Raw genomic sequence first — 16503 nt, 5'->3', positions numbered from 1 at the left:
ATTCCGAGCCATGTTTCTTCGTTTTCCATTCGCCTTCGCCCAGCATCTTCACGCCGGTGCTGTCGACCAGCAGATGCAAGCCACCACGACTGGGGCGATAGGGTATGTTCACGGTCAGCGTTTTCTGGCGGCGGCAGACCGTGCTGTAGTCAGGCACGGGCCAATCCAGGCCCGCCAGATGCATCAGGCTCTGCACGAAACCGATGACTTGGCGCAACGGCAGGCCGAACAGCCCCTTGATGGTCAGGCAGAACTGGATGGCGGCATCGCTGAACGTCGGTGATCGACCACGACGACCGGTGGGCTGGCCGTGCCATTGCATGTCACGATCCAGCCAGACCGAGAGCGAGCCTCTGGCCTTGAGGGCTGCGTTGTAATCTTTCCAGTTGGTGCTGCGGTATTGGGCGGCAGCGGGCTTGGTCATGGGTGCGCTAGCCTACAGACTCGGGACGTTTGTGCAACAACGCCCCAGCACTCCGTCGTTGATCCCGCAACAAGTTGCCCACCTATGTTGACGCCGTTAGCCGTGCACTTTCTGCACAACGAATTTCTGCAGGATTTTCTGTTTCTAATTAAAACCCGTTTGATCAACCATAAGCCTCAGCCAGTGTTCCTCAACGCCGCCGCAATCCCATTGATGCTGATGTGGATAGCGGTCTGCACGCGCTCGTCGGTCTCGCCGGCGCGCCAGCGGGCCAGCAGTTCGACCTGGATGTGGTGCAGCGGGTCGATGTAGGGGAAGCGGTGGCGGATGGAGCGTGCCAGCCCCGGGTTGTTCTTGAGGCGCTCGGCTTCGCCGGTAATGGCGTTCAGCGCATCGACGGTGCGTTGCCATTCGGCGGAAATTTCGGCGAACACATGCTGCGCCAGCTGCCGGTCGGGCACCAGCTGGCTGTAGCGCTGCGCCAGTGCCAGATCGCTCTTGGCCAGCACCATGTCCATGTTGGACAGCAGCGTCTGGAAGAACGGCCAGCGCGCGGCCATCTCCTGCAGCTGCGCCAGCCGCGCCGCGCGGCCCGCTTCGCCATCGGCGCACAGAAACGCCTCGACGGCGCTGCCAAAGCCGTACCAGCCGGGCAGCGTCAGGCGGCTCTGGCCCCAGCCAAAGCCCCAGGGGATGGCACGCAAATCCTCCAGCCGCTGACCGGGCTTGCGCGAGGCCGGGCGTGAGCCGATGTTGAGCTCGGCAATCTCGCGCACCGGCGTGGCGTTGAAAAAGTAGCTGGCGAAGTCAGGCGTTTCGTACACGAGCTGCCGGTAGGCCTGCATGCTGGCATCCGACAGCGCCTGCGCCGCCTGCAGAAAGGCCTGGGGCACCGGCTCGGTCTGCGGCAGCAGCGTCGCCTCCAGCGTGGCGGCGACCAGCGTCTCCAGGTTGCGGCGGCCGATTTCCGGGTTCGCGTACTTGGAGGCGATGACCTCGCCCTGCTCGGTCAGGCGAATCTGGCCGCGCACGGTGCCGTGCGGCTGCGCCAGGATGGCATCGTAGCTGGGCCCGCCGCCGCGCCCCACGGCCCCGCCGCGGCCATGGAACATGCGCAGCCGCACCTGCCCGCCATGGCGCTGGCCGATGGCGTTGAAGGTCTCCACCAGCGCGGTCTCGGCCACATACAGCTCCCAGTTGCTGGTGAAGATGCCGCCATCCTTGTTGCTGTCGGAATAACCCAGCATGATGTCCTGCTCGGCGCCGGAGTTGAGCACCATGCGGGCAATGCCCGGCAGCGCGTAGTAGTCCTGCATGATGCCGGGCGCGTTGCGCAGATCGGCAATGGTCTCGAACAGCGGCACGACGATGATGCGCGCCGTTGCGCCCTCCTCCAGCGTCCCCTGCACCAGCTGGGCCTGCTGCATCAGCACCAGCACTTCAAGCAGATCGCTGACGGTCTCCGTGTGACTGATGATGTAGTGGCGAATGGCTGCGCGGCCATACCGCTCCAGTGCCTCGCGCGCGGCATCGAAGATGGCCAACTCGCTGGTGGCCAGTTCCGAATAGGCGTGGCCCGGCACACGCAGTGGCCGCACGTCATTGAGGCGCTGCAGCAGCAACTGCTGACGCGCTGCCTCATCCAGCGCGCTGTAATCGTCGCAAAGGCGGGCCACGCGCAGCAGTTCGGCCAGTACGGCCTCGTGCTGGTCGGAGCTTTGGCGCAGATCCAGCGTCGTCAGGTGAAAGCCGAACACCTCCACCTTGCGGATCAACGGCAGCAGGCGCGCGGGCAACAGTGCCTGACCATGGTGCTCGCGCAGCGATTGCGCGATGGTGCGCAGATCGGCCTCGAACGCGCCGGCATCCGGGTAGGCCTGGCCGTGCGCGCGCACGGTCAGCGGCGCGACCTCGCCGGGCGCCAGCGCCTGCAAGGTGGCAGCCAGACGTGCATAGATGCCGCTGAGCGCGCGGCGATACGGCTCATCGGCGCGATGGCTGCTGCGATCCTGCGACGCATCGGCCAGCGCGCGCAGCGGCGCGCTGACCTGCACGCGCTTTTCCGACATGGACAGTTCCGAGCCCAGCAGGTGCACTTCCTGCAGATAGTGGCGCAGCGCAACCGCTGCCTGGCGCGCCAGCGCGTGCCGCAGCGTCTGCGCCGTGACGTTCGGATTGCCGTCGCGGTCACCGCCGATCCACTGGCCCATGCGGAAGAACGCGGGCAGCGCCCTGCCTTCAAGGTGCTGCTCCAGCGTGGCATAGAGCTGCGGGACTTCCTGCAGGAAGGTGGCCTCGTAATAGCTCAGCGCGTTCTCGATCTCGTCCTGCACCGTCAGGCGCGCATGGCGGATCAGGCGGGTTTGCCACAGCTGTGTCACGCGTGCGCGAATGGCGGCTTCGTTGGCGGCCAGCTGGCTGGCCAACCGTGCATCGGTCTCGCCTGCAGCCTGCTCCAGCGCGCCCAGGCGCTGCAGATGGCTGCGTGCAGCCAGCAGCTCGGCAATTGCCTTCTCGGCATCGAGAATGCTCTTGCGCTGCACCTCGGTCGGATGCGCCGTCAGCACCGGCGAGACGTAAGCATGGCGCAGCGCGTCGGCAATCTGCCCGGCGGTGACGCCCGCCTTCTCCAGCCGCTGCAGGGCTGCGGCCAGGCTGCCGCGCGAATGCTCGCCACGGCGTTCATGCACGTGGCGGCGACGCAGGAAGTGCCGGTCCTCGGCCAGATTGGCCAAGTGGCTGAAGTAAGTAAAGGCGCGCACCACCGTCACCGTTTCCTCACCCGTAAGGCCATGCAGCAACTCCTGCAGCGCGGCCGCGCTACAGGAGTTGCTGTCACGCCGGTCGGCCACGGCCAGCTGCCGGATCCGCTCGATCAGGGCAAAGGCGGCCTCGCCATCCTGCTCCCGGATCACATCGCCAAGGATGCGCCCCAGCAGACGGATATCCTCCAGCAACGGCTGTTCCTTGGCAAGTTCGTGAGGGGCGGCAACGGTCTCGACAGCAGTCATGGCAGTGGAATGTAAAAAGTCAACGAACAGGCTCCGATTATGCGGTGCCGATACCACCGCAGAATTAGTGCGGCGTGCGCAACAGTGCGTTTCGATGCCGATTTTGCTGCGCTGCAGTATGCTTTGTCCGTCAACCGTGGCGCTGATGCCAGCGCCCGCCCTTTTCTTCATGGCGTGCCGCCCGGCCTTGCGCGGCGGCCGCCTCAATCAGGAGTCCATCATGAACCAAGCTCTCGAACTGTTCGCCAAACGCCGCACCCAATATGCTTTGGGCAAGAATGTGTCGCTGCCGCAATCGGAGATCGAGCAGATCATCAAGCAGGCCGTGCGCCTTGCGCCATCGTCGTTCAACTCGCAAAGCTCGCGCGCCGTCATCCTGTTTGGCGCCGAAAGCGTCAAGTTCTGGGATGCCACGCGTGAAATCCTGCGCGGCGTAACCCCGGCCGACAAGTTCGACTCCACCAGCAAGAAGATGGACAGCTTCGCTGCTGGCGTGGGTACCGTCCTGTTCTTCGAAGACCAGGACACGATCAAGAAGCTACAGGCCGATTTCCCGCTGTACGCCGATGCGTTCCCCAAGTTTGCCGAACATTCCGCCGGCATGGCCCAGTTTGCGGTCTGGACAGCGCTGGCAGCGGCCGGAATCGGCGCCAGCCTGCAGCATTACTCGCCGCTGGTCGATGAAATGGTGCAAAAGACCTGGAACGTGCCCGCCAACTGGCAGCTCTCGGCCCAAATGCCCTTTGGCTCCAACGAGGCGCCGTTTGGCGACAAGAGCTTCATCGACGACAGCATCCGCTTCAAGACCTTTGCCGGCTGATTGACCCGCCCCGCCGCCTCTGCGCGGCCGCTGGCAAACGGCATCCCAAGGCGCTGCCAACCACGCAGGTTGCAGCGCCTTTTCGTTCTTACCGGACTGCGCAACGCATGGAAAAAGCGCAAATGGGTTCTCAGAATTCCGACCGGAAACGATTGCCGGCCAGGCAAATACCCCAGACCAGCTCCACCAGCGCCAGGTTGTTCAGCAGCGGCTCGCCGGCAATGATGAGCCAATAGCCGGCTCCGGCAACCCAGAACGGCACGAACGTCCACGCCGGCATCAGCAGCATCGGATCGTCATAAAACGCCACATAGCGATTGGCCGCGTGCCAGCCGCGCCGGGACTGGCGCCGCGCGTATTCTGAAAAATCGGCCGCTGCCGCACTGACAGCATCCGCCTCCTCCTGCGCGATGCCGATCCGGTCCAGACAAAAGCCCGAATCTGAAGCCAGCACGGCACGCCGCGTTCCCGAGATCGGCGCAATCACATGGCGGATGAAGTCCGACAGGCGCGTGTCCGGGCCATTCACGGCATGGGCCAGCGACTGTACCCACTGGTTCTTCAGGCATTGCGGCAGGTCCGCGTTGGCCAGCTGGGTGCCGCCCCACTCGGCCTTGCTGATGGCGCGCGGCTGGCTCAGCAGGGCCTGCAGTGCCTGCTGCTGCGCATCCGGCTCAGGCGTGCCAAAGGCATGCAGCACGCCTTGCGGCGTCAGGGTCAGCCAGGTGCCGTAAAGCGCGCTGGAGTCTTTGCGTGCAGCGCTGGCGCCTGCACGCGCATCGGTAGAATGGGGGAAAACAGCACTCATGATTCAGCCTGCGGGGAATTTTCTGCAATGGGGGCCACTGCGGCTGCGCCATCCTGAGCCAATTGCACTTCGGCAGCCTGCCAGGCGTCGGGCAAGGAACCACGCGCCAGCAGTTGCCGTCGCGCCAGCATGAAGGCCAGGCGATCGTCACACGCCTGGCAATGCGCGAAGAACTCCTGCTCAAGTTCAGCCAACTTCTGCGCATCACTGCCAGCCAGTTCCGTGCGGGCCTGAACAATGGCGGCCGCCAGGCGGCGCGATTCGTCCACGCTTACGCGGCGGCGCAGCGCCGAGACGGAAGCCGATGGCTGCACCAGCACGCTCCAGCGCGTGGCCAGCCAATGGACCGCTGGCAATGCCCGGTGCTGCTGCAGCTGAGCCATGAAGCCTTGCGCAACATGGCGTGGCAGCCGCGCAGCCGCCAGCTCACAAGCCAAGCCGTAGACGCTGTGGCCTACATGGCCCGGCATGGCATGAAACAGATCGGCAATGGCGCCCTGCAGCGGTTCGTCGTCCTGCCAGGCCAGTGCTGCCTGCAGGCGACGCACATGAAGATCGGGATCCTGCGGGGCCTGGCGCACCTGCTTGCCCATCGCGCGAAAGCGCTGGCGCTGCTCCATCTGCACGGCATCGCGTAACGGCTCACCGGTCATCGCCGCCCTCCGTCGCACCAATACGCAACGGCGCCGCCTGCGACGCACAAGGCGCCATCGGCACGGCAAAAGTCCTGCGCACAAGGCATAGTTCTGCTCAATCCATCAAGGTGTCGATCACATCGAGCATGAATTCCGCCTCCTCCTGGCTCAGCGCCTGCAGCCCGTCGCTCAGGCCCATACCCTCAAGCACCGCATCATCGCCCGGTTGGCTGCCGATTGCGAGCATGGCCTGCTGGATGCGCGGCAGATCGGCTGCTACGCGCGGATGGGCAATCAGCAGATGGGAGATATCACGCAGCGAACTCTCGATCAAGGGACGCAGGCGACTCTTGGTCAGATTCGACAGGCTGTGATAGGCAGACGCCAGAAAGAAGCCGGCATCCACTTCCCCCTGGATCACCTGCCTGGCGGCGGCCTGATAGGTTTCGGCAGGCACCCACTGCACATCGGCATCGGTCAGGTCGGCAGGCTCGAGCAGCCGCAGCCCGAGCAACTTGACGTCATGGTTGGCGGTCAAGGCGATACGGCAACCTGGACGCAGATCCTCCACACCTGCCAGCGCTGCGTTGGCCGCCGCTGCGATCACGATTTCGTTGGGGCGGTTGACCGGGCGCGCAAACGGGAGGTAGCCCTCCTCACGAATGAGGCTGGCCGCGTCGAATGGATTGGCATAGAGCACATCCACATTGCCGTCTGCCAGCATGGCCGCCTGTTCGGCCGCATCCTGCGGCATCAGCAGGTGCAGGCGCATGCCCGAGCGGCGCTGCAGCACCGTATTGAACAGGTGCCACCCGGCGAAGCTCTGCGGCGGAAAATCCGGTGCCACCAGAAGGTTCAGCGTCATGCCTGGCCTCCCTTTGCTGCAGTCTCCTGCGCCAGCCAGTCGCGGTAAAGCGCACTCACCTCCTCGATGCGCTTGCGTGATGGCTTGCGCCGCACCGAGGTGTAGCCCACCACCTGCCCGCCGCGCACATTGGGCACGACCGTGGCGTAGACCCAGTAGTAGCGACCGTCCTTGCGCAGGTTCTTGACGTAGCCATGCCACTTCTTGCGCGCCAGCGCATCGTCCCACAGACTGGCAAATGCGCACTTGGGCATGTCGGGATGGCGCAGGATGTAGTGTTGCGCGCCGATCAGTTCCTCGCGGGTGTACCCGCTCATCAGCACGAAGGCATCGTTGGCGTGCGTGATGATCCCGTTGAGGTCGGTGCGCGAGACGATCAGCTGCCCCTCCGGATAGGCAACTTCCTCGTCGATCCAGGCGATGGTGCGACGGTAACCATCGTAGTACGTCCATTCACGGAAATTGCAGTCACTGCGTGCCAGCACCATTTCAGGCAAAGCCATGGCCAGTCTCCTCACAGTGCCTGCGCCAGCGTCTGGGCAGCACGCTTGATATCCAGAAACAGCAGACCCAGCTTCGCGTTAGCGCGGGCCGTTACGGTCAGCACCGCTTCCGGCCCCGCCGATGTCATGATGATGCAGCCATTGGCACCCTGGATCAGCACCCGCTCCAGCACTCCCCGGGCCAGCTCGCGCGAGGCGCGCTCGCCCATGGAAAGAATGGCCGCCGACATTGCACCAACGCGATCCTCATCCATGCCTTGCGGCATCGCTGAAGTGATGAGCAGGCCATCCACGGAAATCAGTGCCGAGGCCTCAATGTCGGCGGTCGAGCCATTGAGCTCCTTCAATGTGCTCTCAAGTAAGTCAATACGCATGGCAGGAAAGTGGTTAGTGGCTCGCAGTAACGGGCCAGATGTCACTATTTTGTTACAGTTCCAAGAGTGTATAGAAGTTTCTGAAAAGCTAAAGCAATTTGTGCGCCGCTGTATATCCGCTATCCTGCCACTACAGGTACAGGCAGCCGCGAATCTATCCTTACTAACCATGTCGGACGTTACCACCCAGCTCTCCATTACCGGCATGACCTGCGCGTCGTGCGCCGCACGCGTCGAGCGCGCACTGCGCGCGGTGGCGGGAGTGGCCCAGGCCAGCGTCAATCCGGCCACCGAGACGGCCATCGTCATCTGGGACCACGAATCCAGCGCGCGGCCCGAGGCGCTGGCAGCCGCAGTGCGGCACGCCGGTTACGACGTCGCCAGCATGCCTGAGGGCAGCCGGATCACACTGGCAATTGCAGGCATGTCTTGCGCGTCCTGCGTGGGGCGGGTGGAAAAAGCCCTGCGGGCCGTGCCCGGCGTACAGTCCGCCAGCGTCAACCTCGCTACCGAGCGAGCCCAGGTTCAAGGCCATGCCGACGTTGCCGCACTGATCGCCGCGGTAGAGGCAGCAGGCTATACCGCGCAGACTGTGGCCACCGATCAGACGGGGAGCGCCGCTGCAGCCTCTGTCCAGCAAGGCGCGCGCAAGAAGCAGGAGCAGGCTGCGCTCGGGCGCGATCTGGCCATCTCCGCGCTGCTGGCAGCGCCGGTGTTCATTCTGGAAATGGGCAGCCACGCCATCCCGGCCATGCACCATTGGGTGGCGCACACGATTGGCACGCAGCAAAGCTGGCTGCTGCAGTGCGTGCTGACTACGCTCGTGCTGTTCTGGCCCGGGTTGCGGTTTTACCGGCACGGCATCCCCGCATTGCTGCGGCTGGCACCGGATATGAATGCACTGGTGGCAGTGGGTACGGCTGCGGCCTACGGCTACTCGCTGGTGGCGACGTTCGCACCAGGTCTTCTGCCCGAAGGCACCGTGGCCGTCTACTACGAGGCGGCAGCGGTCATCGTCACGCTGATCCTGCTGGGCCGCTACCTGGAGGCGCGCGCCAAGGGGCGCACCTCCCAGGCCATCCAGCGGCTGGTGCAGCTGCAACCCAGGACCGCACTGGTGCGCCGCGACGGCCAACGTATCGAACTGCCCATTGCCGAGGTGCAGCCGGGCGATGTACTGGAGGTGCGCCCGGGCGAGCGTGTCCCGGTCGATGGCCAGCTTGTCGAGGGGCAGAGCTACGTTGACGAGGCAATGATCACTGGCGAGCCGGTGCCGGTGTCCAAGCAGGTTGGCGATACCGTGGTCGGCGGCACCATCAACCAGACCGGCAGCTTCGCTATGCGCGCCACCGCCGTCGGCGAGGCCACACTGCTGGCGCAGATCATCCGCATGGTCGAGCAGGCACAGGGTGACAAGCTGCCGATTCAGGCCTTGGTCGACAAGGTCACGCTCTGGTTTGTTCCGGCGGTGATGGCCGCCGCCCTGCTGACCTTTGTGCTCTGGCTGGCCTTCGGGCCACAGCCCGCCTTGACGTTCGCCCTGGTCAATGCCGTGGCCGTGCTCATCATCGCCTGCCCATGCGCGATGGGCCTGGCAACGCCAACTTCCATCATGGGCGGCACAGGGCGCGGCGCCGAGCTGGGTGTGCTGTTTCGCAAGGGCGAGGCGCTGCAACTGCTGCGCGAAGTGCGCATCGTCGCGCTGGACAAGACCGGAACGCTGACACAGGGCGCGCCCGCGCTGACGGATCTGGAAGTCGCAGAGGGCTTTTCCCGCACCGAGGTGCTGGCGCAGATCGCCGCGGTCGAGGCGCGCTCGGAGCACCCGATCGGCCGCGCCATCGTGCGCGCGGCCCAGGAGCAGCAGCTGGCGCTGCCGGCACTGACCACGTTCGAGTCCGTCACCGGCCATGGCGTGCAGGCGCAAACCGCCGCCGATGCGGGCGGTAGGCGCGTCGCCATCGGGTCGGACCGCTTCATGCAGCAGCTGGGGCTGGATGTCACGCCATTTGCGTCAGTCGCCACGCGGCTCGGCGATGAAGGCAAGTCGCCGCTGTATGCGGCCATCGACGGCAAGCTTGCAGCCATCATTGCCGTGGCCGATCCGATCAAGCCAGACACGCCTGCGGCCATTGCCGCGCTGCATGGACTGGGCCTCAAGGTCGCCATGGTCAGCGGCGACAATCGCCACACTGCGCAAGCCATCGCGCGCCAGCTCGGCATCGATGAAGTCATGGCCGAGGTACTGCCCGATGGCAAGGTCGAGGCCGTTCGCGCACTGCGCCGCCAACATGGCCGCATCGCTTTCGTGGGCGATGGCATCAACGATGCGCCAGCCCTGGCAGAGGCGGACGTGGGCATTGCCATCGGTACCGGCACCGACGTGGCCATCGAGTCTGCCGACGTAGTATTGATGTCGGGCAGCCTGCAGGGCGTGCCCGCCGCGATAGCGCTCTCGCGCGCCACCATCGCCAACATTCATCAGAATCTGTTCTGGGCCTTTGCGTACAACACGGCACTGATACCGATTGCAGCAGGCGTGCTCTATCCGCACTTCGGGATCCTGCTCTCTCCCATTTTCGCGGCGGCGGCGATGGCACTGTCGAGCGTATTCGTGCTGACCAATGCGCTGCGACTGCGGCGATTCCAGCCGTGGCCGCAGCAGCGCGCATGAAGAAATGGCAGACAGGACTCAATGGCGCCGCAGTGCGATGAAGGCTGAGTATTCCCAGCGCCTGAGCGCCAGAATCATAGTGTAGCCCTCGCGCTCTGCCTCCGGGACCTTTTGGTCACTGAGATGCTGCTGGGAAAAATCATGGCCCAGCTTGCGCATGCGTTCGCACAGGCCAGGCGCTGCGGCGCGGCTGATGTTGCCATGCACGAGAAACAAGCCTTCATCCTCGTGGGCGAATGCCCCGGCAAAGTAATCCAGTGCGACATGCTCGCGAAAGAACTGCATCACCGGCCCGTTGGCGCGCCACTTGAACGTCTTGGCGAGCTTGAGGCGATAGCGGTTGAGCGGCCGCAGCTCCAGGATACCCAGACGATCGAGCTGCACCAGGTATTTGACGCATTCAGCTTCGCTGAGGCGGTAAGTTGCCACCATCTGCTCGACAGTCCACAGGCTCATCGCATTGACGGCCACGAGTAGCAGCTTGCGATCGGCAACAACGGCGCGTTCCTGCTCCAGCGTCAACTCGGTGAGCATGGGTTGCAGCTCGGCAACGCGCTGCGCCAGCTCGGCAAAATCCATCCCCAGCACGGCGCATATCGCATCAATGCGCGAGAGCGCCATGTCACCCTTGGCCAGCATGCGCTTGACGCTGGACTCGGCCATGCCCAGCGCCTGCGCGAGACTGGCATACGTCATGCGCCGGCTCTTGAGCTCACGCTTGAGCACCGTCACCAAATCCTGCGTTGATCCCATCGTGTGCTCCTACAAAGGCGTTGATTGCGCCAGCCGCATTTGCGCATGCGCAGTATCACATCTTAATACCGTGTCTGCGCGCAACCGGCACTGCGCGGCTGTAATTCCCACTACGGCGAGGTTGCGCGCATACTGCGCCTGCTTTTGCCACCATCCCGCCCGATTTCGCGCCTATGTCAAACGAACCATCCGCTACCTGCTCCAGCACCTGCGAACCTGTTGGCCAGTTTCATCTGCTGCGCCAGCGGCGCTTTGCGGCCTTCTTCTGGACGCAGTTTGCGGGCGCATTCAACGACAACCTGTTCAAGTTCGCATTCACGGTGCTGGTGACCTACCAGCTGCAAGTCAGCTGGCTTCCACCAGAGCTTGCCGGTCTTGTGATTGGAGCCCTGTTCATCCTTCCGTATCTGCTGTTTTCCGCCACGGCCGGCCAGCTGGCGGACAAGTATGAACACCATGCAATCATTCGTCGCCTGAAGATGCTGGAAGTCGTCATCATGGCCATTGCGGCGTTGGCGTTCTGGTTTCACGCAACAGCGGTCTTGCTAGTATGCATTTTCCTGATGGGCCTGCAATCGACCCTGTTTGGCCCCGTAAAGTACGCCTATCTTCCGCAGCGGCTGCATCCAGCGGAGCTGACAGGCGGCAATGGCATGGTGGAGACGGGCACATTCGTGGCCATCGTTCTGGGCAGCCTGGCTGGTGGCGTGCTGGTTGATGTGGGTGAGCACGGCCGCATGTTGGTGGCCGCTGGCTGCCTGCTTGTGGCAGGCATTGGCTACGCGACCAGTAGAGGCATTCCGGCTGCCGCGGCTACGGACCCGCAACTGGCCATGCGCTGGAATCCATTCGTGGTTACCTGGCGGAATCTTCGGTTGGCTCACCAGGACATGGCCGTGTTTCGCGCATTGCTGGGCATCAGCTGGATGTGGTTCGTAGGCTCAGTGCTGATGAGCCAGTTCCCCGTCATCGCCAAGGACGTGCTGCATGGCAACACCCAGGTGGCATCGCTGCTGCTGGTGGTGTTTGCCGTCGGCATTGGCGCAGGTTCCCTGCTGTGCGAGGTCTTGTCGCGCAAGCAGGTGGAAATCGGCCTCGTGCCATTGGGCGCATTCTTTATGAGCGTGTTCCTGCTCGATCTGTACCTTGCCACCCGTGCACTGCCGCAGCCGCCCGAGCTGCACTCGGCCTGGCAGTTTCTTGTCCTCGGCCACAACTGGCGGGTGCTGGCCGACCTGTTTCTGCTGTGCCTGTTCACCGGCCTCTACAGCGTGCCGCTGTACGCACTGATCCAGCTGCGCGCGCAGCCTTCGCACCGCGCCCGCATCATCGCCGCCAACAACATTCTCAATGCGGTCTTCATGATCGTCAGCGCAATCCTCACCGGCCTGTTGCTGAACGCGGGCGTAAGCATCCCGCAGATTTTCCTGGCACTCGCGCTGGCCAACGCCGTGGTGGCCGGCTACATCTTTCTGCGCGTGCCGGAATACCTACTGCGGTTTCTCGCCTGGGTACTCACGCACCTGGTGTACCGCTTCAGAGTTGTCGGCCGCGAGCACATCCCCACCCAGGGCGCCGCCGTGCTGGCATGCAACCACGTGAGTTTCGTGGATGCCATCTTGCTGATGGCAGCAAGCCCTCGGCCCATCTACTTTCTCATGGACAGCCGTATCTTCCGCAACCGACTGCTGGGGCCGATCTTCCGGCTCGCCAAGGCGATACCGATTGCCCCGCAAAAAGAGGACCCCGAAGCCTTCGATGCGGCTTTCGCCCGTGCCGCACAGGTGTTGCGCGATGGCCAGCTGCTGGGCATCTTCCCGGAAGGTGCCATCACGCGCGATGGCCGGCTGCAGCGATTCCGCAAAGGCGTGCAGAAAATCGTGCGCGACGCCCACGCCCAGGGCATTGCTGTGCCGATCATTCCGATGGCACTGCGGGGTCTGTGGGGCTCCTATTTCTCGCGCATCGAGGTACGCAATGGCGAAAACGTGGCCATGGTCCGACCATTGCGCAGAGGCGTGTTCAATCGCGTTGAGCTGCGCATCGGCGCACCAGTGAACGGCCCGTCATCCTCTCCCGAGCAGCTGCAGGCGCAGGTACAGCACTTGCTGGACGCGCCTTGAGAAGCTCGTTATGAACCGCACGTCAGGGAAAGGGCTCGGCACTGTTCACGGAGTGCTGCAAAGCGCTGACGCATCCGTATTCACTGAGCGAGCCGCAGGCGCCAGACATGGGCTGGCGGCACATTGGCCATCACCGTCTCAAGTCGCTCGGCCTCGACACCCAGTCGCTCAAGCACACTGCCGCGCACCGGGCAGCGCCAGCCGTAGGTAAACAGATACAGCGCCCTGCCAGGCAGCAGCGCCGCAAACACGCTGCGCACAATGCGCAGCTGCGCTGCGGCGCACATATTGAGCAGGGGCAGCCCGCAAACAGCGGCTGAAAGGGGTGGAATCGGCCCGCTGTCAGCGTGACCTGGGCGCCCCAAGCGGGAGGCGTCGTCAGTGACGATGTGCGCCAGCGGGAAGGCTCGTGCCAGCGCCGCCGCCATCGCCGGATCGCGCTCAACCAGAATCAGGTCCTCCTGGCGCACGCCCCTCGCCAGCATGGCTCGCGTGAACACGCCCGTGCCCACGCCCAGTTCGAGCACCGGCCCATCACCCGGTTGCAGATGGCGCGTGATGGCGCGTGCCAGTGCGGGGCTGGAGGGCAGCAGCGCCCCCACTGCCTTGGGATTCTTGCGCCATGCATCAAAGAAATACTTGTACTCGCGAGCCTTGGCTTTTCTGGCCTGGAATGCCGCCTTGAACTGTTCTTGCCTGTCGGCTGTTCTCATGGTTGGGTGCGCGGTGCTACGAGGAATGGATGCGTGCGGCGCCCGAAATACGCAGGCTTCGGCGCGTCGCCCCAATCTGCCATTATGCAATCGCGCGCCCGCAACCGTCTGCAAGCCACTAGCACAGCCCTGTGACCATCCGATGGCAGTGCCCCTGGCGCAACGCCAACTGCGCAGTGGTCATGGGCATCTGTTGTTCACGGTCCTTGCGTGGCCGCCCTCGCGGTTGAGTCGCCCGCACGGCAGACCCTCGCAGGGCACCCAGCCCAGCTTGCAGTGTGCGCCTTGCGTTGCCTTCCCCCGGGCGGATCAACGCGAGGTCTGCAAGATCGTGAACATGTTCCTAGGAGCAGCCTGCCAGCGGCGCATGAAGGGGTTGCGATCAGTCAGGTTCTCAGAACCGCGCGTTCAGCGACACGTAGAACGCCCGTCCCGGTTCGTTGTAGGTGGCTGCACCCGCACCGTAGATGGTGCGCGGGTTGTTCACGCCCACCGCGTTGCCCTTGCGGTAGAGCCGCTTGTCGAACAGGTTGTTGACCCCTGCGCTGAGGGTGACGTCCTCGTCGAGGGCGTAGCTGCCGCCGATGCCTACCAGTGCGTAGGGAGAGACACTCTGCATTTCCTCGCCGGTCTTTTCCAGCCCCTGGTAGTCGAGCCGGTTGGGCTTCTGGCGCCCATAGAACGTCACGCTGGCAAATACGTCCAGCGCCGCGCTGGCCTGCCAGTCCAGGCGCGAGTTGATGGTGTATTTTGGAATGACCGAAAGCTGCTCGCCCGTCGTCTTGTTCTTGCTGTCGATCATGTAGGTGAAGTTATTGCTCCACGACAGTGCAGGCGTGATGTGCCAGTTCACTGTGCCTTCCAGCCCCGAGATCACGGCCTTGGGGACGTTATGCCAGCGGAATATGTTCGCATTGGCATAGTCCCCTTTTCCACCGATAGCCTGGCCAACCGGCGTCTGTCCCGCCTCGATCTTGTCGCGGTAGTCGTTGTGGAAGTAAGTCAGCCCGGCCAGCAGGCTCTCGCCTGCGAATTCGATGCCCAGTTCCTTGTTGATGCTGGTTTCCGCATCCAGATCGGCATTGCCCTGCAAATAGCACGATCCCCCTGCACCCCAGCAGCCAATGCCGCGGCTGTAGAGCAGGTAGTTCGGGTTGAGCTGGTACAGGTTCGGCGCCTTGTAGGCCCGCGCCACCCCCGCCTTGAGCGTGACCTGCTCCGTCAGGTAGTGCGACAGGTTCACCGAAGGGCTCCAGTTGATGCCGACCTTGTCGTGGTGATCCACCCGCACGCCGGGCGTGAGAATGGTGGCGTTGCCGATCTCGATGTTGTCCTCCAGGAACAACGAGGCGATGCGTGCGGACATCTTGCTGTCACGCCCGCTGTCGGGAATCCCAGGCACGCTGCCGGCCTCGTCCGTTTTCTGGGTTACCGAGTTGCGGTCATTGAGCTTTTGTTCCACCCACTCGGCGCCCACCGTCACCATGTGGTTGCGCCCGCCCCATCCGGCAGGAAAGCTCAGCTCGCCATGGGCCGTGATCGTATCCAGTTTAGACATCGTAAATTCACCTGAAGGCAGCCCCTCGGTCCCACCGGCCAGCCCTTCACCCAAGCGATTGTTGCGTGTGCTCTCGTATTGCAGATACGCCATGGACGTGCCGAATGCATAGCGGCCCTTGTGCGTGAGCGCATAGGTCGAGCGGTACATCCGGTTGGTTTCGCTGCCCAGCACATCAAACACCTTTTGCGACGTAGGCGTCAGCTGACCATCAGTTCCGACAACAAAATTATTGGTGTTCTGCGTGTCGCCCGCGTAGATATTGCCCTGGCGGCTGAAGGCCACGTCCAGATCGATGCTGTGATCGGCATTGGGCGCCAACGACAATCGCCCTGCAATATCACGGTTACGCACACCCTCTCGACCAGCCGGGAATGTGCCGGCGTAGATACCGGTGCGGGTGGAGGCATGGTTGCGGTTGATGTCCCATGCGTCGGCATCGGTCTTGGCCACGTTGGCGTTGATGCGAAAACCCAGCTTCTCGGAGATCGGCCCCGCCAGGCTGAAGGTGGCGCGGCGCGCATCGCCATCGCGCGAATCTTCCGGCAGCAGGTAGTAAGCGGTGGCGCTGCCGCTGAGCTTTTCCGGCACCGCCTTGGTGATGATGTTGACCACACCGCCCGCGGCGCCGTTGCCGTAGCGTGCCGCAGCCGGGCCACGCAGCACCTCGATGCGTTCGACCGCGTCGGCCGGCACCCAATTCATGTCACCGCGCGTATCGCGTTCGCCGCGCCAGCCGTAGCGCACCGAGCTGCGGCTGTTGACGGGCCGCCCGTCGATCAAGATCAGCGTGTTCTCCGGCCCCATGCCGCGGATGTCGATCTGCCGGTTGTTGCCCCGCTGCCCGCTGGCGGAGTTACCAGTGAGGTTCACGCCGGGTTGCCTGCGCAGCACCTCGGCCAGATCATTCGATGGCGGATTGCGCAAGTCCTCCTCTGTGACGATGGAGACCCCAGGCGCCTGCTTCCATGCATCGGCTGCCGTTCCCAATACCTCGACCTCGGGCAAGGTGTCCGGCTCCTGCACCTGCGTCCAGCCAGGCGCGGCAACCATTGCGCAGACCGCTGCAGCAACGGCGTGGTGGTACAGGAAGAACGTACGAACAGTTGTATGCGCACAACGCATAATCGGCTCCAGTCAAACAACAGAAACCGAAAGTATAGTTAATACGAATTGTTTTTATATCGATTATTCAGCGTGTTTTAGACGCGTTGCGTTTGTGCGACGGAGCGATTTTGACGC

At 63.7% G+C, this 16503-nt stretch carries 12 protein-coding genes and 1 pseudogene; 3 read left to right on the top strand and 10 right to left on the bottom strand.

The features are described 5' to 3' along the window. Positions 1–424 (bottom strand): annotated as a pseudogene (locus AAV94_RS00325) (IS5-like element ISPa35 family transposase); the annotation flags it as partial. Positions 425–600: 176 nt separating this feature from the next. Then, on the bottom strand, positions 601–3435 hold the full coding sequence (gene ppc, locus AAV94_RS00320) for a phosphoenolpyruvate carboxylase (RefSeq protein WP_046740330.1): 2835 nt from the start codon (positions 3433–3435) through the stop codon (positions 601–603). Positions 3436–3652: 217 nt separating this feature from the next. Here ppc and AAV94_RS00315 point away from each other — a divergent pair, with 217 nt between their 5' ends. After that, positions 3653–4255, top strand: a complete 603-nt coding sequence (locus AAV94_RS00315; protein WP_084824648.1) for a nitroreductase family protein — start codon at positions 3653–3655, stop codon at positions 4253–4255. Between the two features lie 130 nt (positions 4256–4385). Here the strand turns inward: AAV94_RS00315 and AAV94_RS00310 are convergent, their stop codons facing one another. From AAV94_RS00310 to AAV94_RS00290, 5 genes are all read right to left on the bottom strand, one after another. After that, a complete protein-coding gene (locus tag AAV94_RS00310) occupies positions 4386–5063 on the bottom strand; it encodes a hypothetical protein (protein WP_231731157.1) in 678 nt (225 codons plus the stop codon). Then, on the bottom strand, positions 5060–5716 hold the full coding sequence (locus AAV94_RS00305; RefSeq protein WP_052754838.1) for a hypothetical protein: 657 nt from the start codon (positions 5714–5716) through the stop codon (positions 5060–5062). Before AAV94_RS00305 ends, AAV94_RS00310 begins: the two co-directional genes overlap by 4 nt. Positions 5717–5813: 97 nt before the next feature. Then, positions 5814–6563 carry a PhnD/SsuA/transferrin family substrate-binding protein gene (locus AAV94_RS00300; RefSeq protein WP_046740329.1) on the bottom strand — a complete coding sequence of 250 codons (750 nt, stop codon included), beginning with the start codon at positions 6561–6563 and terminating at the stop codon, positions 5814–5816. Continuing rightward, positions 6560–7066: a PAS domain-containing protein gene (locus AAV94_RS00295; RefSeq protein ID WP_046740328.1), complete on the bottom strand. Its 507-nt coding sequence runs from the start codon at positions 7064–7066 to the stop codon at positions 6560–6562. Before AAV94_RS00295 ends, AAV94_RS00300 begins: the two co-directional genes overlap by 4 nt. Before the next feature lie 11 nt (positions 7067–7077). After that, positions 7078–7440 carry a roadblock/LC7 domain-containing protein gene (locus AAV94_RS00290; RefSeq protein WP_046740327.1) on the bottom strand — a complete coding sequence of 121 codons (363 nt, stop codon included), beginning with the start codon at positions 7438–7440 and terminating at the stop codon, positions 7078–7080. Between the two features lie 169 nt (positions 7441–7609). Here AAV94_RS00290 and AAV94_RS00285 point away from each other — a divergent pair, with 169 nt between their 5' ends. Beyond that, on the top strand, positions 7610–10114 hold the full coding sequence (locus tag AAV94_RS00285) for a heavy metal translocating P-type ATPase (RefSeq protein WP_156167849.1): 2505 nt from the start codon (positions 7610–7612) through the stop codon (positions 10112–10114). 18 nt (positions 10115–10132) lie between these two features. On the opposite strand, the gene AAV94_RS00280 is transcribed toward AAV94_RS00285, so the two are convergent. After that, on the bottom strand, positions 10133–10867 hold the full coding sequence (locus AAV94_RS00280; protein WP_046740326.1) for a helix-turn-helix domain-containing protein: 735 nt from the start codon (positions 10865–10867) through the stop codon (positions 10133–10135). Positions 10868–11040: 173 nt separating this feature from the next. Between AAV94_RS00280 and AAV94_RS00275 the strand changes: the two genes are divergently transcribed. After that, complete coding sequence (locus AAV94_RS00275) at positions 11041–12990, top strand: MFS transporter (RefSeq protein WP_046740325.1); 1950 nt, start codon at positions 11041–11043, stop codon at positions 12988–12990. 80 nt (positions 12991–13070) lie between these two features. Here AAV94_RS00275 and AAV94_RS00270 read toward each other — a convergent pair whose 3' ends face one another. Together AAV94_RS00270 and AAV94_RS00265 are read right to left on the bottom strand one after the other, a co-directional pair. Then, complete coding sequence (locus AAV94_RS00270; RefSeq protein WP_046740324.1) at positions 13071–13703, bottom strand: class I SAM-dependent methyltransferase; 633 nt, start codon at positions 13701–13703, stop codon at positions 13071–13073. A 394-nt stretch (positions 13704–14097) separates the two neighbouring features. After that, positions 14098–16314, bottom strand: a complete 2217-nt coding sequence (locus AAV94_RS00265) for a TonB-dependent siderophore receptor (RefSeq protein WP_046740323.1) — start codon at positions 16312–16314, stop codon at positions 14098–14100. Between the last annotated feature and the right edge of the window lie 189 nt (positions 16315–16503).

The sequence above is a fragment of the Lampropedia cohaerens genome (genome assembly GCF_001005215.1).
Lineage (GTDB): Bacteria > Pseudomonadota > Gammaproteobacteria > Burkholderiales > Burkholderiaceae_C > Lampropedia > Lampropedia cohaerens.
The sequence above is the reverse complement of the archived record's forward strand: the minus strand, read 5'-3'. Positions and strand labels throughout refer to the sequence as shown.